Raw genomic sequence first — 22,987 nt, 5'->3', positions numbered from 1 at the left:
TTGCTAGGCATTATTTTACCGAGTTTTTGTACAGCCTTGCGCTTAGTGGCATTAAAGTTTTTTGAGCTGAACCATTGGAATCCAATTTCAATCTCCACTCAGTCTCTACTATATCCCCGAAGACTGATGGCTCTGGAAGCCACTCTGAATCCCCGTAATTAAAGATAGCCAGGATGGTCTCATTTTCCAGTGAACGTTTAAAGGCAAAAGTTCTATCCTGAGAAGTCTGGATAAGTGAATAGTCCCCAAGATTCAAGGCAGGTTCTGATCTTCTTAATTGTATTAGAGATTTATAAAAGTTCTTCATTTTTTCATCTACAGAAATTTTGAATGGCCCGTAGGATCTGCCCCAGGGATCGGTCACTTCATCGTCGTACTCAATATCATCCCAAACCATGGGTTTTCTACAATCTGGGTCATCAGCACCCCACATACCAACCTCATCTCCATAATAAATAAATGGGGCGCCAATATAGGCAAACTGGAATGTGAGCATCACGCGCTGCAAGGCCTGTTGTTCAAGGGATGGCTTTCCCAGATAAAAATCTTTATGATCCCGCGAACTGGAATTGTGATCAATGGTTCGATCGGAATTGGCTACCGTACTTGCCAAACGTTCAGTATCGTGGCTGTCTATGTTGCTCATAAGAACATATTGGTTCTGTAAGGGATACTCATCTCTCACTTCTGCCAGGAGCGAATCCATTTCAGAAGGAGTAACTCTCCATTCCTGATCAACCATCCCGCGAATAAGGGCATCTCCCGTGCGATAATTCATGACAGCATCAAACACATCACCCTGTAACCAGGCCGTGGCATTCACCATTTTATTCTCTTGATAGTTTTCCCACCATACTTCACCAACGAGATAACTTTCGGGATTGATATCTCTACACCACACTCGAAATTCCCGCCAGAAATCCAGGGCAACCATTTCAGCCACATCCAGTCTCCAGCCATCAATTCCATCTGATGGGTCTCCATCACCATTGGGGTCCATCCAACGTTTTACAACGGCATGGATGTGTTCCTTTGCACCATCGACTGGACCGTGATCATCTTCGGCCAATTCTGGTAAATCTTTTACGCCGTACCATCCCTGCCAGTCGAATTCATCCTCAGGGGTTGCTGGGTCATCGTAAGAAAGAATGGTAAACCAATCAGCGAACTCACTTTCAGGTCCCTTTTCTTTGATCTTATCAAAAGCCCAAAAAGGAATACCGGTGTGATTAAAAACACCATCAATGATTACTTTAATTTCACGATCATGAGCTTCTGTGAGCAGATCTAAAAACAGTGAATCAGCAGTGGTCCATTTCCAGGTCTCAGGATCGGCAGGATTCTCAAGTTTCCATAGCTCTTCATCCTGGGCCGGATCGGGACCAAAATTATTATCAATATGATGCCACATGCTGCAACCATATTTATGGAGAGAAGGGGATTCGAATACTGGATTTAAGTAAATCGCATTGATACCCAGATCGGATAGGTAATCAAGTTTATCTATGACACCCTGCAGATCACCACCATAACGACGAAGTTGGGAGTTGTACCAGAAATCCTCGCCCGTGTTCAGCTCCCAGGGCTGCATCTTATACCAATCTGAAGCCCAGGGGGAAACTTGCCAATCTTCAGGTTGTGCATAGGGCCATGTGCCAGTCAAAGTATTTACAGTGGGGTCATTGCTCTGATCACCATTTCGAAATCTTTCTGGAAAAATCTGGTACCAGATTGCACTCTTTGCCCACTCTGGGACATGGCTTATATATTTTGGTATTTCGGTAGAGGGTGGAGGGGAAATGGGTGGAGCTGGTGTGCATGATTGGTAGCTAAAGAGAGTAACAAATGATAGGATAGTCACTACCATAATCAGATTGAGATTTCGCTTTCTGAAACAACTTATCATACGATCCGCTTCCGCTGATTCAGCATTTTAATAATGGCAATCAATTTAGTAACCCTCCTCTGAGTTACGTTTCTTCAAGTTATGGTTCGGACCAGCGGTTGTCAACATTATTTCCTCAATTATTTAGCATCAAAAACAATGCCCAACTACTCCACGTAAAGCAATGTTTGCCAATACTTTATAGCATGATTATTTGTGATGTATAAATGGAGTGTTAGGTGTTGATTCACCTAAAAAAAGAGTTCTTCCTGAGTTTGTTTGTTAGCGTGAAGAAACCGTTAGAATACTATTTCGACCACCATAAGGATCAGTTGAATTTTCCAGGGCATTTGGATCAGCAATCCAGATATTCCCATTCAGGATAAACTTATATTGATAACTTCCCGGTTTTAAGGGAACTTCAATAAATAGACTATCCCCCCGCCTGCTTGTAGGATAATCGCCAGCTACCCAGTTACTAAAATCCCCTGCAATCTGAAACCGGGCAATACTTCTATCCTCATCGATGTAATACAGACGCTTCAATTGATAATCGGCGGATAACCTGTCAGTAAATCCAGTCCATTCGGGTAAATGATTGCTCACTTCTCCCTCAAATTCCCAGGCTGACATGGTATTGGGCGGCAAGCGGAGCAGCAGCTCACCTTCCTCCCGACGAATAACGGCCTCGCCATAGGTTTTGTGAATCTCAGACATGTCAATGCCTTCTGCTAGTGGAATTGAAATAAATTCTTGAGTGCCAGCAGTGTTCAGGCAGACCAATATGTTTTCATCTCCCCAGGTTCTCACATAGGCGTAAACTGACCAGTCTTTGTACAGCTCCTTGAAATCACCTTTGCTTAGGGCAGGATGTTGATTCCGCAATTTGGCAAGCTCAGTAAATTGCTTTTTCTGCAGCAATTGTTCCGGGGAAAGCTTTTGTGGATAAGGCAAACGATTCAAATAGTCCTGAGACTCGCCACTCACATCGTCCACAGAATACCCCTTCATCCCTATTTCTGTTCCAGAATAAATAACAGGTAAACCTGGTGATGTCATCAGCCACCCCAAAGCCAACATCTGCTTTTTCCAGGCATTTTCCTCAAGACCCACATTGAATCGAGCCACATCATGGTTATCAATAAGTGTTGCGAAAAATGTATTGGGTAAATTCTTGCTATTCAACTCATAGAATTTCGAGAAATCACCAAGACTTGCTCCCTTGTTAAACGTATTTCGAATAGCATAATAACCGGGGATGTCGAACAGAAAATCGAAGCCTATATCATCATATGGCTCAATTCTCCAGGCTTCACCCCAGAATACTTCACCGAGAAGTAAAAAATCTGGACCAGCCAACTCTCTGATTTTTTGTGTGTAATTCCTCCAGAAACTTATGGGAGCATGTTTGACTGCATCCAGCCGGAAGCCATCGCAACCTGTTTCTTTTATCCAATACTTTGATACTTCAATCAAGTAGGTGGCCACTTCTGCTCTCTCCTGAGCCAGATCTGGTAGACCGTGTAGTTCACCCCGTTCAATTTGCTCCTGATTCTGCCAATCGGTGATGGCATAAGGCTCACCGGCGTCATCCACGTGGAACCAATCCTTTTTACTCTCATCATTTATCCAGGGGTGATCCGCAGCAGTCTGATTGAAAGGCATATCAAATATGATTTTCATATCTTTTGCATGGGCGGTCTCAACCAGAGTTTTCAAATCCTCAAGCGTTCCAAAATGCTCATCTACCTTGTAAAAATCGATGGGGTGATAGCCATGATAGGGCCACCAGCCTACATAATCTGTATTTGAATTATCAATAAAGGGTGAGATCCAGATCATGGTAATTCCCATGGCCCTCAAACTGTCAAGCGATTGTGTGACCCCCAGTAGATCTCCACCTTGATAGTGTTTCAATGCTTCCGGATTGGTGCCATCATAAGGCTCATAGCTGCTCGAATTGCTTCCCTCATTGTTGTCAGGGTTTCCATCTACAAAACGATCGATGAGAAGAAAATACATAATCTCAGAGGGCGCAGGTTCAATTGGAGGTGAGCAATTAGCAAACAGAAGCGCAAAGGAGACAAGAATGAGGATATTAAAAATTCGCATCTGTGATCTTAGGACATGTGTCCAGGGATTTCAATACTAAAACAATTTAAATAGTTGAGCTTTTGGCATTGGCTGTTCAGGTCCCCTGCTTATTTTCAATCGATGACAAGAAGCCTGGAAATAAATCTGACCGCAAAAGTCAAGGCCGCTGGCTGAGCAGGTAAAATTGGTCCAGGGGACCTGGACGACATACTCTGTGGGATTGATATTCCCTCACATCCTGATCTGCTCATAGGGATTGACCATCGTGATGATAGCTCGGTTTATAAACTGAGTGAGGACATCGCTATTGTCCAATCTTTAGACTTCTTTACCCCTATTGTGGACGATCCCTTCACATTCGGACAGATCACAGCTGCCAATGCTTTTAGTGATCTTTATGCCATGGGTGCCCGACCAGTGACGGCATTGAACATTGTGGCTTTTCCTGTGGATGATATGGATAACTCAGTGCTTCGGGATATTCTCAGAGGAGGTCTCAGTAAGATTACCGAAGCTGGAGCGGTGCTTGCCGGTGGACATTCTATTAAAGATGACGAGTTGAAATATGGCTTATCGGTTACAGGTATTGTACACCCGGAAAAAATGATTTCCAATGGTGGCGCAAAACCTGGAGATGCTCTGGTTTTAACAAAGCCTCTAGGTACCGGAATTGTCGCGACGGCACTGAAGCGCAAACTCATCACACCTGAAGAATTGGACACCATGGTGAATAGCATGGTCCGCCTGAACAAGTATGCCGCCGATGTGGTTGCGAATTATGACGTACATGCCATGACCGATGTAACTGGTTATGGTCTGGTGGGACATTTACTGGAAATGTTGGATTCAAGCGGCATGGATGCAAAAATCTTTGTGGATCAGCTTCCCGTTCTACCTGGAACTTTTAAGTATGCTGAACAAAAGGTAGTACCGGGTGGATTGTTGAGCAATCGCAAGTTCTACAACCCGCGTATATCAGTTGGTGCTGGTGTGACCAGACTGGAAGAATTGCTGGTCGTAGATCCCCAGACATCAGGGGGGCTGTTAATTAGTCTGGCTGCGGAAAATGCTCAAGCTTTTGTTAATGATCTTCAAAAGAATGGTGTCGAAGACGCCAGAATCATTGGTGAAATAAGTAATTCCAGCAACGAACCACGCATTTCCCTTCACAAATAATTTAAACTCTCAAAACAAATGAGATTCCAGGCAGGACCTGGAATTTTTTATAGATAGAAGTGTATTTGACTTAATATTTGTGATTTGGGATCAGGGCTGGCATCAGGTAAATCCAGAGTGCTGGTGCGATAGCTTAATTTCACCTCAAGCCCACGAACCGGGAAAAACTCCAGACCCAAACTTGTTCGTTGGATGGCACCAGTAGTAAGGTCAGTGTTCGGATCAAAAAATTCATAGCGACCCACAATATCCAAACCTCTGAATAGTCGGTAACTCAATTGATGGAATGTTGCCATATTTGTGACTTCAGGCTGTATCCACCCATTCATTTGAGACCATTCCCCTAACCAGACAAAACCATGGCTGGAAACACCCCAACTTGCAACAGAACCATTAATCAGATCATTTTCATCGAAATAAGCCAGGCCTACCTGACCTGTGAAAAGATCTCCAGAATACTGATAGCTTACTTTTGCAGCTTTAAACAGCTTGGCATCAAATGCCCTGTTTGGATCGATAAATGGACTACCTGCCATAAGTGTTACATCAAATCCATAGATGAATGAAGTTCCAAACTGCACGAGTTCAGGAGATTCAAGATAGGGCGTATATGGCATCCCTTCTCGCGGTAATCCCTGCAGGGTTAGGTTTCCACCTCGAGTAAATATACTGTGATCATCTATTCTCCATCCAAGAACAGGTAAGGCTTTTGCAACACCTATCCAGCTCTCAAGAGGCAAGCCTTCATAGCGTAATCCACCGGTCACACGAAACTTATCAGAAATTCTGGAGACCTCTGCATGAGCTATGAGACTCCCCCATTCAGCACCTCCATAAAGGGCGAATTGCATTGGGAACTGTCTTAAGTCTTCATCTGATTCAGCAATCATTTGATATCTTGTATCCAGACCAAAATAAAGTGGGAATTCGCTATCCTCATTCTCCCAGGGCAAAGCAATATCTTTCATGACAAGACTTTCCCGGGCATACTCCTCACCATAGGAAGTTCGATTGCCACCACCACCCTGATACGAATGACAGGAACCGCAGCTTACATCCTCCATCAAAGCAAATCTGGGAAGCGCGAAAAGGCTGGTGGCTATGAGACCGAGGAAGGTGATTCGGATAAGTGATTTCAATTGTCTAATGCTCCCTGGTTTATCCATGTTTCGATAGTAGCAATTGTCCCTGCTGAAAGTGCAGGACCGCCCTGTGGCATAAGCCCGCCCGTTGTTCCATTTATCCGCCTGATAATCAAACTACTGGCTCCATCTCCAGGGATCACCGCCGGTCCATTGTTGGATGTGCCAGCCATAAGATTGTTGTAAGATGTTAAATTCAAGCCTCCATTTGAGCCATGGCAGCCACCGCAATTTGAATTCAAAACTGGTTGAACCGATCCCGCATAACTAACAGCTACTTCTGCAGCTCCAGAAAGGGAAACGACGTGAGGTGTCGATGGACTATTTGAAACAATAGTCATACTTCCGCTAAATGCCCCTGCGCCATCAGGTTGAAACGTAATAGTCATAAGCCGCGAGGCTCCTGGAACCAAGGCAAGTGGTGTGGCTACATCAATGCTGTATACCCCAAGATCAAAATCAATAGATGATATCAACAGGGTGTCATTGCCGGTACTACTGAGAGTGATTTGCTGTTGGCCATTGCTGCCAGTCAAAATAGTGCCAAAATTAAGGTTGCTGTTTGAGACAGTCAGCGCTGGTACAGGTAGTGCCGTCCCCACCCCGGTCAACGCAATCACATGCTCTGGGTTTCCCAGATCATCCCCATTAATTAAAATTTGCGCTCCATATACAAATTCAGCATGGGGTGTAAAAGTCAACTCGGCACTCAGGGTATCATCAGCTGATAGCGTAAATGCGCCCTGTGGTTGTAATACATATACAGAGCTATCCTGGACCAGGGTCAATTCTCCTGTGAGCTGGCCTGCCCCTGAATTAATAATTGGTATCTGTCGAATCTGTGGAGATCCAATTGTGACAGTGGAGAAATCAATTGAAGTAATGTCTACTTCCATTTGCGGCAATAGCACTTCTGGTTCACCCATATCGCTACAACTTGCCAGGATGATCAGAAGGGAAATGGCCCCAATAAGGATTCGTGATAAATAATTCATCCCAAGATATAATTATTTCTTGGGGCTTCATCAAGAACTAACATGACTAGTTTTATCATCTTATACATTCGGAAATGACCCGTAAATTGGGTATGTTAAACAGACAACTTATGAGGATATGAATTATTTAGTTAATACCCTGTAAATTGTAAACCTATTTTAGCACCAACAAACCAATACACAGAAAGACCATATGTCAGAGTCCAAATCAGAAAATTCATTAATCCAACACAACTACCAGTTTGATGTTGAAGGGATGAGTTGTGCAGCCTGCGTGGCGAATGTTGAAACTGCAATTAAGCAATTGCCAGGAGTGCAGGATGTATCCGTAAACCTGGCTACCGAATCTGCCACTGTGACTTCAAGCGAGTCTATCCCAATTAAAAAATTTACAAAAGCTGTAACTAAAATGGGCTACAAACTGGAACCCCAGGGCTCATCCTCCCTTGTTCATCGGCAACAACGCACTATTGCAACCTGGAAACGGTTGCTCCTTATACAGGCCATCTTCGGCATTCCATTGCTGGTTTATGCCATGTCTGAAATGATTTTCGATATAAAGCTCCTGTCAACTCAAATGAATATCCTGGTACAGTTGATATTGGCCACCATTCTGGTCATTAGCGGGTTTGGATATTATCAACGTGGGTTCAAGCATTTGCTCATGCGCATGCCCAACATGGATTCACTGGTGGCGTTGGGAACGGGTTCAGCATACACCTATTCACTCATTTCAGCCCTAAACATTGAATTGGGATGGGGAATCAATGGTTTTGAAACACTGTATTTTGAAGCAGCCGGGACCATTCTGCTGTTTATTACCTTCGGTAAATGGCTTGAATCTGTGGCCAGAGGAAAAACAACTGAAGCACTTACTGGGCTCATGGAGGAGATGCCTACTGAGGCAGAAGTAAAAAGGGATGATTCCTGGATAACCCTGCCCCTTAGCGAGGTGATGAGTGGAGATGAGATTAGAGTCAATCCCCATTCAAAAATACCTGTTGATGGCGTTGTCATCAGCGGAGCCAGTAATGTAGACGAGTCCTCAATTAGTGGTGAGTCGCTCCCCGTAGAAAAAATGCAGGGCAGCAAGGTCATCGGTGCAAGTTTAAACCTGCAAAATGGCATGATTATACGAGCTGAAAAAATTGGTCGCAATTCGATGTTTGGTCAGATTATTGATCTGGTGGAAAAAGCTCAGATGCGCAAACCCAAGATCCAAAAATTGGTGGATAAAATCGCTGCCATATTTGTCCCCGTTGTCTTGAGCCTGGCTGTCCTAAGCGGAATTACCTGGTTCGCCATGGGATTTGGATTGACTTTTGCCATCAACGTCATGATTTCTGTATTGATTATTGCCTGCCCTTGCGCATTGGGTCTGGCAACACCTACTGCCCTGGTGGTGGGAAGTGGCATTGCAGCCAAGGGTGGCATCCTATTCAAATCAGCCGATGCCTTTCAATTGTTGAGTAAGGTGGATATCATGGTCTTTGACAAGACTGGAACCATTACTGAATCAAAACCTCAGCTCATCGCCCATTTTCCAGAAGATGATTCAAGCTTTCTGGGTATTGCCATGGGACTTGAAAAATTTAGTCAGCATCCCCTGGCAAAAACACTTATGGATTATGGCAGCCAGGAATCCATTCAATTGGTTGAAATGTCTGATATCAAGGAGGAAGCAGGTCGCGGGCTGGAAGGGCTGAATGATGGCACTCTGTACCGTGTTCGTAAAATTGACCCCACCGATATCCTGCCTCCCGATTATTTAGAAACTTTAAATCAATATTATGCAAAAGGATATATAGTTTCAGGTGTCTATGCTGTGGATTCCATCATGGGGTTGATAGCTTTTTCAGATACAATAAAACCAGAAAGTGCTGATGTTATTAAAGCACTTTCCAAGAGGGGTATCCAGGCTTTCCTCCTGACTGGAGACAAGGAACAGGCAGCCAGACACGTAGCCCAGGAAATTGGGATCCAAAATTTCAGGGCAGAGGTTCTCCCCGCAGATAAGCATGATCACGTCAATACGCTTAAAGCTGGGGGGAAAACCGTTGGGATGCTGGGCGATGGGATCAATGATGCACCGGCTCTGGTAGCTGCAGATATTGGTTTATCTTTTGGTGGGGGAACCGATATTGCAGTAAATGCAGCAGATGTCATTTTTCTGAACAACTCCTTAAACAATCTTGTATATGGGCACAAAATTGCCAAGGCTACCATTTCAAAAATTCATCAGAATCTGTTCTGGGCTTTCATATATAACCTGGCAGGTATTCCAATTGCCATGGGTCTCCTCTACCCCTTTACAGGCACGCTGCTGAATCCCATGTTTGCTGGAATGGCTATGGCTTTTTCTTCAGTATCAGTTGTCACCAACACCCTGCTGCTGAAGAGTAGAAGGTATTTCCGAGAGATATAAAAATAAAAGGCTGTCCCAGAATCTGAGGCAGTTTATTACTTTTTAGCCACGGATTCACACGGATATTCACAAATTTATGTAAAATCCATTCTTAAAGCTATTTTTCAACCCTAAAAGGCTAACAGCAACTCACCAGAGACAGCTAAACGACTCTTTCCTGTTCCCCCGACTGCCTTCGGCCATCTTTTCACCAGAGTATTAGCAATAGCAACCAACCCAAACTCAATCTTCACCTTATCAAGCTCTCCGAGCTTAAAAACTTAACTCCCATTCTTTTACCACAAACAATACGAAAAGAATGAATAGTCTTATGTAGATTCGTGATCTTCGGCAGGCTTGTCTATGGAAACCCATAGGGCGTAGATAGATTCATTGTGATAGTAAAATGGATTAACACTTTGGCCTTGTCCGCATGCTCAATGGCCAAATCTTTTATGCTAACTAAAAGGGAGTTAACCCCTTGTATACAACTATATCATCTACAGTCATATAGGCAAGTATAATTACCCTTATACCCCAGTACCAAAAAAAAAGAGGCTACCCGTTCTGGGACAGCCTCTTTTAATAATACTATGATTGAGTGACTAGTTGGGCATGTTCCCTGTTTTGGGGGGCATTCCCGGAAAAGCCATGGGATCCGGCATTCGAATCTCACCATGTTCTGTTTCGTACTTGCTGATATTCTGCTCCAAGGCGCGTAGTAACGCTTTTGCATGACTGGGAGTCATAATAATGCGTGATTGAACATTGGCCTTGGGGGAACCAGGCATGACTCTGACAAAATCCATAACAAATTCAGCAGCAGAATGGGTAATAATTGCCAGATTGGCGTATTCTCCATCAGCTACTTTCTCGTTGACTTGGATTTGAATCTGTTGAGCTGGTTTATTCTTTGGTTCCATTTGAGATCCTTCCCAGGGTTTGGCTCTGACTTATGACTGCCAGGGCTTGTTACTGGAAAGATTGGGATTGTCTTCGCCCCATTCTTCCTCTGTGTGATCGGGGTCTTTATCCCAATCAATCTCGGCTGCCTGAGTATCGGGCAGATCCTGATCATCAAAACCGGATTCTTCAAATCTTAGGTACTCATCACCGTAAACCGATTCATCAAAAAAATCGATATCCTGTACAATTTCTGAGACCATAAGGAATTCTAAGAAGTCCATATATTTTTTATTTTTTAGATTTGTCGCGCAGTGCGGACAGATTAGAGATTTAGCTAGTTTCTCTTCTGAAAGTTCCTCGCCACAATTCGGGCATACAATATCTTCCATTATACCCTCACCCTTAATAATATGGTTAATTGTCTGTTCATAAAAGCGCGCAAATGTAGTCGGCCACATAGGGGGTGCCAAGAGGTTTTTAAATGCGCTAAATTTGCTAGGATAATCATCGTTAGACTATATATTGCAACAATTGAAGCAATGTTTAAAGGGAAATAATGGCAGTTAAAAAGTACAACAAAACCACTCTTAAGAAGTTCAGAGAACTCCTTATGGATGAGCGCAATCGTATCGCTGAGGATCTTAGTTATCAAAAAAGTGAACTCAATAAAACGATTACAGAAGGCGCTGGTGAATTGTCGTCTGCCACCTACCACATGGCTGATGTTGGGACAGATATGGCTGAAAGAGAAAAGACCAGTTTGTTCGCCCATCGCCAGGCCAAATACTTAAGTGATGTTGATGAAGCTCTCGATCGTGTCGATGTAGAGACCTACGGTGTATGTATCATTTGTGGGGATTTGATTGAAGAAGGTCGTTTAATGGCAGCTCCAATCGCTAAGTACCATGTCTCGTGCAAAGAGACTCAGAATCAGCGCAACCACAATCAGTAAGTGCGCTAAATCACCCCTCTACTTCATCTCTAATAGAGCAATTAGATTTAAAATATTTTTTTCGTAGAAGCCACTCTCACTCTGAGAGTAGATAACATTTAAGTCTGACTTCTCATCCCCAAACCCAATTTTCAGGGAAATATTCAACTGCTTGATCATTTTAATTAGCCGGACGCCAGGTTGTGGTTCCAGTTGAAGAAGTATATCTGGGTTAAAAGCTACAATACTATTTTGGATGCCAATTCGATCATCAACTCGTGGATCATAATTCATATTGAAATATTGATGTTGAATGTTCAGGGATTGCTCCTTGGAGGCATTTGGGACCAATAACATGTAGTTGAATTTCTCAGGTAAATTGTACATGCGCTGGAGAGCATAACGGGCGATTCTGAGCCAGGTTTCTTTGTGGGGATAAATAATGGCAATTCGCTGAATATTCTGGAATCTATCCTGAAAACTATAAGGAATTTCAGCTGGTGCCTGTTTTGATTTAAGTAGTCTCATAATATCATTGATTTAACTGAAATCTCCTTCAGAATCAATGACCTATTTATTAATTCCACTACACGCTTTAAAATCATTGCATCGTCTAGGAGAAAAATGAATTTATGCACCATGTTCCGAATCGTCCTTTCCACTCTCTTAGTGAGCTCTCTCCTTTCGGGTCAGAGTTACCGCTGGCCAATCAGGGCTTCCCAGAGTCTATCAGCTACTTTCTCCGAATACCGGTCAGGTCATCTGCATGCTGGAGTAGATATAAAAACCTGGGGAGAAATGGAAGTCCCCTGCCTCGCCATCGCTGATGGGTATATAGAGCGCATCGCAATTGGCTACAATGGCTACGGCAGAGGGATATGGCTGAGACTGAATGATGGGAATGTTGCCGTCTACGGCCATCTCGAGCAATTTACTCCCGTCATTGAAGCCCTGGTGCGCTCTGAGCAATCACAGCGCAAAAGGTATTCAATGCGCCTGGAATTTGCCCCACATGAGTTTCCCGTAAAAGCTGGTGAGGTCATCGGCTATAGCGGTACCTCTGGGACAGAACATCCTCATTTGCACTTTGAAATAAGGGATACCCTACGGCAGGTCCACAACCCCCAACTATTTTATCCAGGTATCAAGGATACAAAAGCGCCAATCCTGGATGAAATCCTGCTCCTTCCCCTTGGCTTGGACAGTCAGGTAAATGGCAGCCGTTTCCCTGTTATTTTGGACATGCAGACCGAGATTAAAACTGTATCAACCACAGGTCCTTTTCAAGTTGCCATAAACACCCATGATCGTGCCAATGGCACCTACAATAAATATAATATTTATAGCGCCAGGGTACTGGTCAACGACTCCCTGGTTTTTACCAGAGAATTTGATCATACCGCCCTGTCACTCACTGATGAGGTTGATCAGGTGTATCCTGGAATAAAGGGTAAACGAGGTTGGCGATTCATGTCCATGTTCAACAACAATTTGCAGGAACCAGCGCCCTTTGCCAGTGAATCAAAAACTGGTATAATTTCTCCTGCAGGTCTATCCCACCTGCAAGTTGTGGTGACAGATCATAGTGGCAATCAAGTGACTGAGAGTTTCATCTTCCATGAAACAGCGCCTGCCAGTTGGGCTGTAAAAGGTGGGGGTGATACATACATCATTACCCGCAAATTTTCAGACAATGGCTATGAGAATATTCAATTCTATACAGGCGATAATTCCTACATCCCCATTACCGAGACCCTCTATCGATTGAACTCCACAACCTGGGTGTTGGGGGAAAAAGATGTTAGCTCCGGGGTCAGAGCCCTGGGATCAGCCGGCGGAAAAATTAAATGGATTATCCCTCCTGCAAATCAGCTAATCCCAGATCTGACGCATAGCTGGAGGAACAAGGGTCAAGGGATGGTTCTTCTCATCGAAAGTAGTGATCCGTATGTTTTCCCTTTGGCCTATTCTCTGGCTGGAAACAACAAACAAATTTTGGGAGAATTAATCCAGACGACTCCAACAAGCGTTGAGTCAGATATCATCTCTCTGGACTTGGCGGTACTGGCAGATAGCATTGAATTTCTATCTGGATCACTCCAGGTGTTTTCCTTGCCCCTGAGCCCCATGGAATTACTTCCAGGCAGTATGCGTCAGACTTTTGCATCGGAAATGATTGGTGCAGAATTGGCAGTTCAGAATACAGGTACTTCCGAGTTATATCTGCAGATAGATACGGCGGTGGCTGAATACAATAATCAATCTGTTGTTGGACTTAATGTGAACTTCATTGAAACACAGGAGAGCCAATTCTCTGGGAGACTTTCCTTCTCCCAGTATCGTCAGGACTCTACACTGGCCATCTTCTCACCGGGGAAAAAGAAAGCCTGGGAACGTAAAATTTCCCCAGATTCATCTGAACAGTTTGAAATTGAGGTCAGGGAAAGTGGCTCATTCTTTCTTTTGAGGGATGATACTCCCCCAACAATAATTCCTATCAAATCCTTTACACAAGTTCGTCGTGGAGAACGCCTTGTTTTCAAGATAAAGGATGACACTGGCGTGATTGCTTATCCAAGGTCTGGGATACGGGCAACATTGGATGGTTCACTCTTTTTTCCAGATTATAATCCCCTCAGAGACGAGCTTTCCTTCCACATCCCCACCAGATTAGGATCTGGTCAACATATCTTCGAGTTTTCCATTGGGGATAAATCTGGGAATGTAAGGGAGTTTAAACATACCTTCACTGTGACCTCCTGATATGTTTATTCCCATTTCAGATACAAATCCTGCCTTACGGAGACCCTACATCACCTATGGTCTAATCATTTCTAATGTGGCGATGTATCTCCTCAGCTATGTCTTCAGCTTTGAAGGGTTGGTTTTCTCCAAGCAATTGTTTCTGGCTCATCCGATTCAAGCCGTCCCCAGTCTCTTTACCCACCAGTTTCTCCATGGGAGTTGGAGCCACCTGATCTTCAATATGCTCTTCCTTTATATCTTTGGTGACAATATGGAGGGGTCCCTGGGTCGCAAATTCTTCCTCATCTTCTATCTAAGTTGTGGGGCTGGTGCTGCCATGTTTGAAGTTTATTTCGATCCCTATTTTGGTGCAAATGGTCCCGGTTTACTCATCGGTGCGTCTGGTTCTATTTCTGGTGTTCTGGCCAGCTATGCCCTCCGTTTCCCAAGGGCGAAGATTCTGACCTGGACTCTATTTATTCTATTTCTTAAAATTCGTGCAGCCTGGTTTATCGGTATTTGGATTGCCACACAATTTTTAATTCAAATACTGACACCTCAGGGTACAACCGCTTATATTGCACACATCGGTGGATTTGTCATTGGGCTGGTAACTTACAGTATATACCACAAGTATCGACTAGGCAGGAACTCATAATGCACAGTAAACTTATTCAAGTCGCACAGACCGCTCGAAAAAGAGCCTATGCGACATATTCGAATTTTCATGTCGGGGCAGCTCTGGAATCATCGAGCGGGAAAATATATCCAGGATGCAATATAGAAAATGCCAGCTACAGCCTGACCATTTGCGCTGAGCGTACTGCGTTGTTTTCCGCTATCGCAGCTGGTGAAAAGGATTTCATACATCTGGTAGTAGCTACTGAAAATGGGGTCAGCCCCTGCGGTGCCTGTCGCCAGGTTATCTGGGAATTGTGTGGGGATATACCCATCACATTGGTCGATGAATCGGGAACTTGTACGGAAACAACTTCTTCCGAATTATTACCCCGGGCTTTTGGTCAAAAGGATCTGGGTTTAACCTGATTCAAACAAATTATTCAGGAGATTATAGGATATGGAGCATTTGACGCCCCATCACAGCGGTTGGATTGAAGTCATTACTGGATCCATGTTCAGCGGCAAAACAGAAGAGCTCATCAGAAGACTCAGACGAGCACAGATTGCACGCCAACATGTGGCTATATTTAAGCCAGATATTGATAATCGATTTAGCGAGGATCATATTGTTTCTCATAGCCAGCAACAGCTGGAATCAACCAGGGTAAAGTCTGCTAAAGAAATATTACCGCTAGCTAAACATGTTCAAGTTGTGGGTATTGATGAGGCTCAATTTTTCGATGATGAAATTGTCGAGGTCTGCCGAATTCTGGCCAAACAAAAAAAACGTGTAATTGTTGCCGGTCTTGAAAAGGATTATAGGGCCAAATCCTTTGGACCCATGCCCGAACTTATTATTGATGCCGAGTATGTGACTAAGAATCTGGCTATCTGTGTCATCTGTGGCAACCCTGCAGGATTCACCCAGCGCTTGAGCAATACTGGCGATCAAATTCTGGTTGGTGAAACCGAGGCTTATGAAGCAAGATGTCGAAACTGTTATGAAGAACCAAAGGAATAGACCATGCATAGACTTATAGGATTTCTGGGCATTGCAGCCATTCTGGGTATCGCCTTCCTCATGTCAAACAATCGCAAGGCCATCAATTATCGTGTAGTTTACTGGGGCCTGGGTCTCCAGATCGCTTTTGCCATCTTCATTCTGGCAACACCTATAGGCAAACCAGTCTTCATGTTTCTGGATAGGGGCATCAATAAACTACTATCGTTTTCAGATGCAGGGGCGGAGTTCCTCTTTGGGGCTCTGGCTATCAGTCCTGGCCAAGAGAACAGTTTGGGATTCTTTTTTGCGTTCCAGATTCTCCCCACCATTATTTTCTTCTCGGCTTTCATGGCCATCCTGTATCACTTCGGGATCATGCAATTGGTCGTGAAATACATTGCTCGGGCTATGCAGAAAACTATGGGGACCAGTGGTTCTGAAACGCTCTCTGCCTCTGGTAATATTTTTGTAGGTCAAACCGAAGCCCCGCTCTTGATTCGCCCATTTATAAAAACCATGACCAAAAGTGAATATATGGCTGTCATGACTGGTGGCTTTGCCACCATGGCTGGTGGAGTCTTGGCGATCTATGCCAAATGGCTCACAGATATCCCAAATATTGCCGGACACCTTATGGCTGCCTCAGTTATGAGTGCTCCAGCAGCTTTGGTTCTGGCTAAAATCATTTATCCTGAGGTTGAGGAATCCCCAACAGCAGGTGATAAAATGGTGGATATCCCAAAAGCTGATGGTAATGTCATGGAATCCATTGCCAATGGTACCTCAGATGGCATGCGACTGGCTGCCAATGTAGGTGCTATGCTCATAGCCATTGTGGCCCTGGTAGCAGCTGCAAATTTTGCGCTTGGCATGGTCGGCCTCAGTATTCAACAGATACTGGGCTGGGTATTTTCCCCCCTGGCATTCCTCATGGGTGTCCCCTTGGCAGATGTAACTCTGGTTGGACAACTCATGGGTGAAAAGATTGTTCTCACGGAACTCATCGCTTATAGCCATTTGCAGGATGTCATGGGACAGATAGATGAAAAATCTATGATCATTAGTTCCTATGCCCTCTGTGGATTTGCTAATTTTTCCTCAATCGGTATCCAGATTGGTGGAATTGGCGCCCTGGCTCCTGAACGACGTGGTGATCTGTCCAAGGTTGCCTTTAAAGCAATGATCGGTGGCGCACTGGCTTCCTGGTTAACGGCAACTATAGCTGGAATAATGATCTAAGGAACGCGGGCTCTGGACAATTCAGGCACAAAATTTGTTAGCGTATATATAAACTGGAGAAAACACTAACATGCGAATCATCATTGTAGGACCTCCCGGAGCTGGTAAGGGAACTCAGGCCAAACTCATTGTAAAAGATTTCCACATCATACAGCTCTCAACTGGCGATTTATTGCGGGAACATCGTCGTCAGGATACAAAATTAGGCCAGGCAGCACAAAAGTATATGGATGGTGGCAATCTGGTGCCAGATGAAGTGATCCTAGGTATGGTAGCAGAAGAATTTCAAAAACCTGAGCTCAATTCAGGATATATACTGGATGGTTTTCCCAGAACCTGTCCCCAGGCTGAAGGTCTGGATCAGCTTCTAATTGACAGAGGACTCGCTCTGGACCATGTACTTGTTCTGGAAGTTCCTGATTCAGAATTGGTGCGTCGACTTACTGCCAGAAGGAGTTGCTCCAAGTGTGGTCACATTTACAATATGGTGTTTAATCCACCTGCAGTAAAGGGGATTTGTGATCATGATGGGAGTCCTTTGATTCATCGTTCAGATGATACAGAGGAGACCGTCGTAAACCGTCTTGAAGTCTATAAAAAGCAGACCAAGCCACTGATTGATCACTACCAACCTCAAGGAGTTGTGAGACATATCGATGGTACAGGAGATATGCAGGATATTTATCAACGTATCCTTGCTGTGTTGAAGTAAATATGTACGTCCTCGGGATTACCGGTAATATCGGTTCGGGAAAAAGCACGGTCAGCGATCGTCTTGCTCATCACGGTGCCGTCGTTTCCCACTCTGATCCCCTGGCCAAAGAAATCCTACAAAACGATCCCGAGATACTAGCCAGTCTGGTTCAGAGATTCGGTACTGATATCCTCAATGAAGCTGGTGTGCTTCAAAAACATATTTTAGCTGAGAGAGCTTTTAGCACCAGGGATGACCAACTCTTCCTGAACCATCTCATCCACCCCGAAGTGCGCAGAATTACCCTGGACCGGATTGAGATCGCTCGATCTCAGGGAAAACTTTTATTTGTGGTAGATGCTCCGCTACTCTTTGAAGCCCATGCTGATAGCATAACTGACGGAGTTTTAGTTATCGTTGCAGACCGCATGTTCAGAGAAGGCCGCGTGGAGCGTCGTAGTAGCATATCCAAAGTTGATTTTGAGCGACGCGATGCCCTCCAAATGCCCATAGAGGAGAAAATCCGCAGAGCCGACTATGTCATCGATAATGATGGTACCTTGATTGAACTATTAGCTAAAGTGGATATTTTTTACCGGGAGCTTAAGCTTTGAGATAGGAATGGAGCCGAATGGCATGATTGTCGGTCATTCCTGCAACAAAATCACAGATCATGCGCATTTTTTGATTTTCATCAAAATCATCTGATATACCGGCTGGCAATGGCAAGGTTTCCAGGGCAGCTCGCTCCTCAAAAATCACATCCCGATAATAGAGAAATAGTTCCTCCAGTATCTCTACACCCTTTGATTCTGGAACTTTCACATACTCTGAATTATAAATCAAATTATAGTTTAATGATCTCAATGCCATGAGTTCAGAATGAGATTCTTCATCCATTTTTAGACTGTATTTATATCGAGGGATATCAATAAAGGATTTCTCTGTAGTTTCAATGGATATGGAATATATCCAGCGACCGATGAGACCAGCTATGAAGCGCGACATGGGGAACTGATTTTTTAATACCTGATCCACATCTTCTCTGATTTTTGGGTTTACATTAAGATACTGATTATTCCAAAATTCCTGAACCTGTTCAGGTGTCAACAAACTCTGCTTAACACCATCGAATAAATCTGATGTCGTATAGGCTATATCATCGGATAGATCCATGATAGCGCATTCAATAGATCGAACCTGGATCCCAGATTGAGCCAACTCATCCAGGCGGGGGTCATTATGGACCCAGGACAGGATATCCTGCTGATCAGGATAGAGGAATTTTGCACCATGCGTGGTATTTTCCTTGCCCACGATTTTGTACTTCATAATGCCATCCAAACAGGCTCGGGTTGCTTGCATACCGGCATTGGCATACGATCGTTGGTCACCCCTTACAATATCCGTCAGGATACGTAGTGATTGGGCATTGCCCTCAAAACCACCCCAGGGGTCCATAAGCTCGTTTAAACGAGACTCACCCTTATGACCGATGGGTGGATTCCCCAGATCATGGGCCAGACAGGCGGCTTCAACCAGGGCCGAGTCAATCTCATACTCCGCACCAAGCACATCTGAACTTCTATTGAGATAATTTACAACGGATCGACCAATCTGAGCCACTTCGATTGAATGGGTTAAGCGGGTTCTATACTGGTCAGATTGTCCTGTGACATATACCTGGGTTTTCCCCTGGAGACGACGAAAGGCCGTGGAATGAATCACCCGGTCGCGATCTATTTCAAAGGCATTACGATATTCATTTTCGGGGAGGTGTCGTTCTCCCATAGATTCACAATCCCAATCTGTGTAGAAAGTATTTTTCAAGATCATAGAATCAAATTAATCGAGAATCTGGCAGCTACCAATGGATTAGCGATTCCGAAACGGGTGGGAGAATGAATATTTGCAGGTAATTCAGATTATTTACGGCGTGCTCTGGGATGGAAACTGCTGTGGACTTCCTTGAGATAGGTACTGTCAAGATGGGTGTATATTTGAGTTGTTGAGATGTCCACATGACCCAGCATTTCCTGGACAATTCTTAGATCAGCTCCACCTTCCAGTAAATGGGTGGCAAAGGAGTGCCGGAAGGTATGCGGACTTACTGGTTTATGAAGATCTGCCTTTTCAGCCAGCTTTTTAAGAATAAACCAGATACCCTTACGCTGAAGTTGTTTACCCTTGTTGTTCAAAAAGAGAATACCTTCATTGAAGTATCCCTTTTCCAACGAGGGTCGACCATGTTCTATGTACTCAATGAGCCATTTTTTGGCCTCACCACCCAGGGGCACGATTCTTTCTTTATTCCCCTTTCCACGAATAAGGATGAGGTCATCATCGATGAGAATCTGCTCCATGGTCATATCGCATACTTCCGAGACCCGCATTCCAGCTGCATACATGAGTTCAAACATGGCTCTGTCCCTTAACCCCAGGGCGGTATCAATGTCGATGGTCTCCAGGAGAAGTTCAATATCTTCAAGATTCAGAATTTTGGGTAGACTGGCTGGCAGTTTTGGTGAATCCAGGAACTGTGTGGGATCTTCAGCGAGGTGTCCTTCCATAACCAAAAATTTGTAATAGGCTCTTAGAGATGAAAAATGACGGGCCACACTGGTTTCAGCCATGGCTCGTTTCTTTAAGACACGGGCATAGTCAGTGAGTATTTGATGATCCACTTTCCCAGGTGAACTAATATTCCGGGAGGTTAAAAACTCCCAGAAATCTGTGAGATCATCAATATATGCTGCTTGAGTGTTTTTAGCCAGATTACGTTCAATCCGGAGATAGTTCAGAAAATCTTGAAGGAATTTCTCAGAGCTGGCCATGGAGGAATATAAGACAAACTTGAAACTTGAAACTTGAAACTTGGTTGGAGTTATTGAATAGATGTCATTGGGAGGTATGACCGAAGACTGTCCACTGTAGCTAGCTACTTGCGGAAGGCGGGCAATCTCAACGGTAGTCTTTTAAGAATGAACCGAGATCGCCGCGTACTGTCGGACTCGCGATGACAGGTATGGATCACCTCATCATGTCACAAAAGTGAGCTAAACTAGCTATTATGTATGGCTTGGGCGAAGGCTTTCATGAGATGCGATTTTTTGGGGTCTTCAAGCACATTGCCTGTGACCACAAATGAAGCACCAGCTTTCACAAGCGCTCCTGCGACTTCTGGCGTGTGGATACCCCCACCTACAATAACAGGGACATTGGTATAACTGCTGACAGCTTTTACCATACGAGGGGTTATGGAATATTGGGCACCACTTCCCGCCTCCAGATAGATGAATTTGAATCCCAGATAGTCAGCTGCCAGGGCATGAGCGATGGCAATCTCATCCTTATCTCTGGGGATGGGAATCGAGCCGCTGACAAACTCAGCCGTGGTGACGCTACCGCTCTCAATTAGCATATAGGCGGTCGCCATGGGTTCAATACCAAGTTCTCGCACCACAGGTGCTGCCTGAACCTGGTCCCCAATAAGGAACTGAGGATTACGACCACTGATAACCGATAGAAAAAATACTGCATCCACGTGGGGCGTCAGTTGGTTGACATTGCCGGGAAAGAGAATAACAGGCAAAGTGGCAGTTTCCTGAATCCGTTTCATTTTGCGCTGAGCACCTTCACCGAGAATAAGCGAACTGCCCACCATGATACCATCTGCACCGGAATCATTAATCTTCTTTATAAAAACTTCTACTTCATCTAAAGCCCAACGATCAGGATCAACAAGCACAAGATAGCCTGCCCCTTTTGAGTCCCTGATGGCGAGCATTTGTTCATAGACGCTCAAACTGAGTATCCTTTCAAGAAGGTTATCAAATTATCCATTTCAGACTTGCTGCGTTTTTCTGTTACGGCCACGAGCAGTTGGTCCTCTGAATTCTTTTCAAATTGACTCAAAGCAATTCCTGGAAAAAATCCAGCTTTTGTAGCTGCCGAGACCAAAGCCCTGGCAGTCCCGGGGACCTCGATGACAAATTCATTAAAAAAGTATTTTGTCTTGAGTGAATAGCCATCAAGATCATTGATTGCTTCAGCCAGATAGTGGGCTTTCTGTGTGCTGAGCTCAGCGACTCTCTTCATTCCATTTTTACCCAGAGTGGACATGTAGATACAGGCTGCCAGGGCATTCAATCCTTGGTTCGTACAAATATTTGAAGTGGCTTTTTCGCGGCGGATATCCTGCTCTCTGGTACGGAGCACCATGACAAAGGCACGATTTCCGTGAACATCTACACTTTCACCAGCAATACGACCAGGGACCTTGCGAATAAGGGGTTCCTTCACAGCCATAAACCCCAGATATGGACCACCAAAACTGAGGTGATTGCCCAGAGATTGTCCCTCACCCACTGCAATATCAACCCCCTGCTTTCCAGGAGCTTCCAGGAGATTCAGACTGATGGGATTAACCACTGCAATAAGCTGAATCTTTTTATCCTCAATGCTATCCTTGATGGCTGCCAGATCTTCCAGTCCACCATAAAAATTGGGATTCTGAATCACAACACCTGCAATATCAGCATTCAGTTGAGCAGACAGTGATTGAAGAGAAGTTACACCTTCATCCATATCCACAAACTCGAATTCCAGTCCTTGATAGTGGGCGTAGGTTATTGCTACATCGATGTAAACCGGATTCACACTTTTTGAGATCAAGATTTTTTTACGCCGGGTATGACGGGCAGCTAATAGACAGGCCTCAGCCATGGCACTTGCACCATCATACATTGAGGAATTAGCCAAATCCATGCCTGTAAGTTCACAGATCATGGATTGATATTCATACATAGCCTGCAGGGTACCCTGAGATACTTCTGCCTGGTAGGGTGTATAAGCTGTGTAAAACTCTGAGCGACTGATGAGAACATCTACAACATGGGGAATAAAGTGATCATAGCTACCACCCCCCAGAAACGAAACATGGGAAGCCGTACTTGCATCTTGCGAGAGAATCTGCAGCACATCTTTTTTATGTTCAATTTCAGATTTTGCTGGAGGTAATGGAAGATCACCTTTGAAACGCAGGGCTTTGGGAATAGCATCTAAAAGCTCTTCAAAGGAGGCGATACCCACCTCTTTCAGCATCTTTAGCTGTTCTTCTTCCGTGTTGGGTATATAGTGGTGCATATTCGTC

The 22,987-nt window shown here is 44.4% G+C and carries 21 protein-coding genes; 10 read left to right on the top strand and 11 right to left on the bottom strand.

Translation table 11 applies throughout. The annotated features are described in order from the left end of the window. Positions 1 to 10 precede the first annotated feature (10 nt). Both ISR87_03340 and ISR87_03335 read right to left on the bottom strand, forming a co-directional pair. Positions 11 to 1,906 carry a glycoside hydrolase family 13 protein gene (locus ISR87_03340; GenBank protein MBL7024464.1) on the bottom strand — a complete coding sequence of 632 codons (1,896 nt, stop codon included), beginning with the start codon at positions 1,904 to 1,906 and terminating at the stop codon, positions 11 to 13. A gap of 261 nt (positions 1,907 to 2,167) precedes the next feature. Beyond that, positions 2,168 to 3,997, bottom strand: a complete 1,830-nt coding sequence (locus tag ISR87_03335) for a hypothetical protein (GenBank protein MBL7024463.1) — start codon at positions 3,995 to 3,997, stop codon at positions 2,168 to 2,170. Positions 3,998 to 4,099: 102 nt separating this feature from the next. On the opposite strand from ISR87_03335, the gene selD reads away from it, so the two are divergent. Continuing rightward, entirely contained in the window at positions 4,100 to 5,155 is a 1,056-nt protein-coding gene (gene selD / locus ISR87_03330) for a selenide, water dikinase SelD (GenBank protein ID MBL7024462.1), read from the top strand. A gap of 47 nt (positions 5,156 to 5,202) precedes the next feature. Here selD and ISR87_03325 read toward each other — a convergent pair whose 3' ends face one another. Continuing rightward, positions 5,203 to 6,294 carry a hypothetical protein gene (locus ISR87_03325; GenBank protein MBL7024461.1) on the bottom strand — a complete coding sequence of 364 codons (1,092 nt, stop codon included), beginning with the start codon at positions 6,292 to 6,294 and terminating at the stop codon, positions 5,203 to 5,205. Then, entirely contained in the window at positions 6,291 to 7,292 is a 1,002-nt protein-coding gene (locus tag ISR87_03320) for a choice-of-anchor D domain-containing protein (protein ID MBL7024460.1), read from the bottom strand. Before ISR87_03320 ends, ISR87_03325 begins: the two co-directional genes overlap by 4 nt. 193 nt (positions 7,293 to 7,485) lie before the next feature. Between ISR87_03320 and ISR87_03315 the strand changes: the two genes are divergently transcribed. Then, positions 7,486 to 9,717, top strand: a complete 2,232-nt coding sequence (locus ISR87_03315) for a copper-translocating P-type ATPase (GenBank protein MBL7024459.1) — start codon at positions 7,486 to 7,488, stop codon at positions 9,715 to 9,717. A 584-nt stretch (positions 9,718 to 10,301) separates the two neighbouring features. On the opposite strand, the gene ISR87_03310 is transcribed toward ISR87_03315, so the two are convergent. After that, on the bottom strand, positions 10,302 to 10,619 hold the full coding sequence (locus ISR87_03310; protein MBL7024458.1) for a DUF3467 domain-containing protein: 318 nt from the start codon (positions 10,617 to 10,619) through the stop codon (positions 10,302 to 10,304). A 30-nt stretch (positions 10,620 to 10,649) separates the two neighbouring features. Next, the gene (locus ISR87_03305; protein MBL7024457.1) at positions 10,650 to 10,991 is read right to left on the bottom strand and encodes a hypothetical protein; all 342 of its coding nucleotides are present in this window, start codon (positions 10,989 to 10,991) and stop codon (positions 10,650 to 10,652) included. Between the two features lie 167 nt (positions 10,992 to 11,158). Between ISR87_03305 and ISR87_03300 the strand changes: the two genes are divergently transcribed. Then, the gene (locus ISR87_03300) at positions 11,159 to 11,554 is read left to right on the top strand and encodes a TraR/DksA C4-type zinc finger protein (protein ID MBL7024456.1); all 396 of its coding nucleotides are present in this window, start codon (positions 11,159 to 11,161) and stop codon (positions 11,552 to 11,554) included. 18 nt (positions 11,555 to 11,572) lie between these two features. Here ISR87_03300 and ISR87_03295 read toward each other — a convergent pair whose 3' ends face one another. Further along, positions 11,573 to 12,061, bottom strand: coding sequence for a hypothetical protein (locus ISR87_03295; GenBank protein MBL7024455.1), 489 nt, complete (start codon positions 12,059 to 12,061; stop codon positions 11,573 to 11,575). Between the two features lie 96 nt (positions 12,062 to 12,157). On the opposite strand from ISR87_03295, the gene ISR87_03290 reads away from it, so the two are divergent. From ISR87_03290 to ISR87_03260, 7 genes are all read left to right on the top strand, one after another. After that, a complete protein-coding gene (locus ISR87_03290; GenBank protein ID MBL7024454.1) occupies positions 12,158 to 14,296 on the top strand; it encodes a M23 family metallopeptidase in 2,139 nt (712 codons plus the stop codon). Between the two features lies 1 nt (position 14,297). After that, entirely contained in the window at positions 14,298 to 14,936 is a 639-nt protein-coding gene (locus ISR87_03285) for a rhomboid family intramembrane serine protease (GenBank protein ID MBL7024453.1), read from the top strand. Continuing rightward, a complete protein-coding gene (gene cdd / locus ISR87_03280) occupies positions 14,936 to 15,325 on the top strand; it encodes a cytidine deaminase (GenBank protein ID MBL7024452.1) in 390 nt (129 codons plus the stop codon). Before ISR87_03285 ends, cdd begins: the two co-directional genes overlap by 1 nt. A 31-nt stretch (positions 15,326 to 15,356) precedes the next feature. Beyond that, complete coding sequence (locus tag ISR87_03275; GenBank protein ID MBL7024451.1) at positions 15,357 to 15,920, top strand: thymidine kinase; 564 nt, start codon at positions 15,357 to 15,359, stop codon at positions 15,918 to 15,920. Between the two features lie 3 nt (positions 15,921 to 15,923). Beyond that, positions 15,924 to 17,141 carry a NupC/NupG family nucleoside CNT transporter gene (locus ISR87_03270; protein MBL7024450.1) on the top strand — a complete coding sequence of 406 codons (1,218 nt, stop codon included), beginning with the start codon at positions 15,924 to 15,926 and terminating at the stop codon, positions 17,139 to 17,141. A 70-nt stretch (positions 17,142 to 17,211) separates the two neighbouring features. Beyond that, complete coding sequence (locus ISR87_03265) at positions 17,212 to 17,853, top strand: adenylate kinase (GenBank protein ID MBL7024449.1); 642 nt, start codon at positions 17,212 to 17,214, stop codon at positions 17,851 to 17,853. Between the two features lie 2 nt (positions 17,854 to 17,855). After that, the gene (locus tag ISR87_03260; GenBank protein MBL7024448.1) at positions 17,856 to 18,449 is read left to right on the top strand and encodes a dephospho-CoA kinase; all 594 of its coding nucleotides are present in this window, start codon (positions 17,856 to 17,858) and stop codon (positions 18,447 to 18,449) included. Here the strand turns inward: ISR87_03260 and dgt are convergent. From dgt to gcvPA, 4 genes are all read right to left on the bottom strand, one after another. Beyond that, the gene (gene dgt, locus ISR87_03255) at positions 18,439 to 19,626 is read right to left on the bottom strand and encodes a dNTP triphosphohydrolase (GenBank protein MBL7024447.1); all 1,188 of its coding nucleotides are present in this window, start codon (positions 19,624 to 19,626) and stop codon (positions 18,439 to 18,441) included. The genes ISR87_03260 and dgt overlap by 11 nt on opposite strands. 134 nt (positions 19,627 to 19,760) lie before the next feature. Next, positions 19,761 to 20,669: a site-specific tyrosine recombinase XerD gene (gene xerD, locus ISR87_03250; GenBank protein ID MBL7024446.1), complete on the bottom strand. Its 909-nt coding sequence runs from the start codon at positions 20,667 to 20,669 to the stop codon at positions 19,761 to 19,763. 227 nt (positions 20,670 to 20,896) lie between these two features. Then, complete coding sequence (locus ISR87_03245) at positions 20,897 to 21,640, bottom strand: geranylgeranylglyceryl/heptaprenylglyceryl phosphate synthase (protein MBL7024445.1); 744 nt, start codon at positions 21,638 to 21,640, stop codon at positions 20,897 to 20,899. Next, entirely contained in the window at positions 21,637 to 22,980 is a 1,344-nt protein-coding gene (gcvPA, locus tag ISR87_03240; protein ID MBL7024444.1) for an aminomethyl-transferring glycine dehydrogenase subunit GcvPA, read from the bottom strand. The genes ISR87_03245 and gcvPA overlap by 4 nt, the downstream gene beginning before the upstream one ends. Positions 22,981 to 22,987: the final 7 nt, after the last annotated feature.

The sequence above is a fragment of the Candidatus Neomarinimicrobiota bacterium genome, from assembly GCA_016784545.1.
Classification (GTDB): domain Bacteria; phylum Fidelibacterota; class UBA8477; order UBA8477; family JABMPR01; genus JABMPR01.
The sequence above is the reverse complement of the archived record's forward strand: the minus strand, read 5'-3'. Positions and strand labels throughout refer to the sequence as shown.

Excerpts from the sequence above, each read along its gene's own strand:
- ISR87_03265 (MBL7024449.1), top strand. The coding sequence starts at position 17,212 with ATGCGAATCATCATTGTAGGACCTCCCGGAGCTGGTAAGGGAACTCAG.
- ISR87_03320 (MBL7024460.1), bottom strand. The coding sequence starts at position 7,292 with ATGAATTATTTATCACGAATCCTTATTGGGGCCATTTCCCTTCTGATC.
- ISR87_03340 (MBL7024464.1), bottom strand. The coding sequence starts at position 1,906 with ATGATAAGTTGTTTCAGAAAGCGAAATCTCAATCTGATTATGGTAGTG.
- ISR87_03275 (MBL7024451.1), top strand. The coding sequence starts at position 15,357 with ATGGAGCATTTGACGCCCCATCACAGCGGTTGGATTGAAGTCATTACT.
- ISR87_03310 (MBL7024458.1), bottom strand. The coding sequence starts at position 10,619 with ATGGAACCAAAGAATAAACCAGCTCAACAGATTCAAATCCAAGTCAAC.
- ISR87_03285 (MBL7024453.1), top strand. The coding sequence starts at position 14,298 with ATGTTTATTCCCATTTCAGATACAAATCCTGCCTTACGGAGACCCTAC.
- ISR87_03300 (MBL7024456.1), top strand. The coding sequence starts at position 11,159 with ATGGCAGTTAAAAAGTACAACAAAACCACTCTTAAGAAGTTCAGAGAA.
- gcvPA (MBL7024444.1), bottom strand. The coding sequence starts at position 22,980 with ATGCACCACTATATACCCAACACGGAAGAAGAACAGCTAAAGATGCTG.
- ISR87_03335 (MBL7024463.1), bottom strand. The coding sequence starts at position 3,997 with ATGCGAATTTTTAATATCCTCATTCTTGTCTCCTTTGCGCTTCTGTTT.
- ISR87_03290 (MBL7024454.1), top strand. The coding sequence starts at position 12,158 with ATGAATTTATGCACCATGTTCCGAATCGTCCTTTCCACTCTCTTAGTG.
- ISR87_03305 (MBL7024457.1), bottom strand. The coding sequence starts at position 10,991 with ATGGAAGATATTGTATGCCCGAATTGTGGCGAGGAACTTTCAGAAGAG.
- ISR87_03295 (MBL7024455.1), bottom strand. The coding sequence starts at position 12,061 with ATGAGACTACTTAAATCAAAACAGGCACCAGCTGAAATTCCTTATAGT.
- dgt (MBL7024447.1), bottom strand. The coding sequence starts at position 19,626 with ATGGGAGAACGACACCTCCCCGAAAATGAATATCGTAATGCCTTTGAA.
- ISR87_03315 (MBL7024459.1), top strand. The coding sequence starts at position 7,486 with ATGTCAGAGTCCAAATCAGAAAATTCATTAATCCAACACAACTACCAG.
- ISR87_03260 (MBL7024448.1), top strand. The coding sequence starts at position 17,856 with ATGTACGTCCTCGGGATTACCGGTAATATCGGTTCGGGAAAAAGCACG.
- cdd (MBL7024452.1), top strand. The coding sequence starts at position 14,936 with ATGCACAGTAAACTTATTCAAGTCGCACAGACCGCTCGAAAAAGAGCC.
- ISR87_03270 (MBL7024450.1), top strand. The coding sequence starts at position 15,924 with ATGCATAGACTTATAGGATTTCTGGGCATTGCAGCCATTCTGGGTATC.
- xerD (MBL7024446.1), bottom strand. The coding sequence starts at position 20,669 with ATGGCCAGCTCTGAGAAATTCCTTCAAGATTTTCTGAACTATCTCCGG.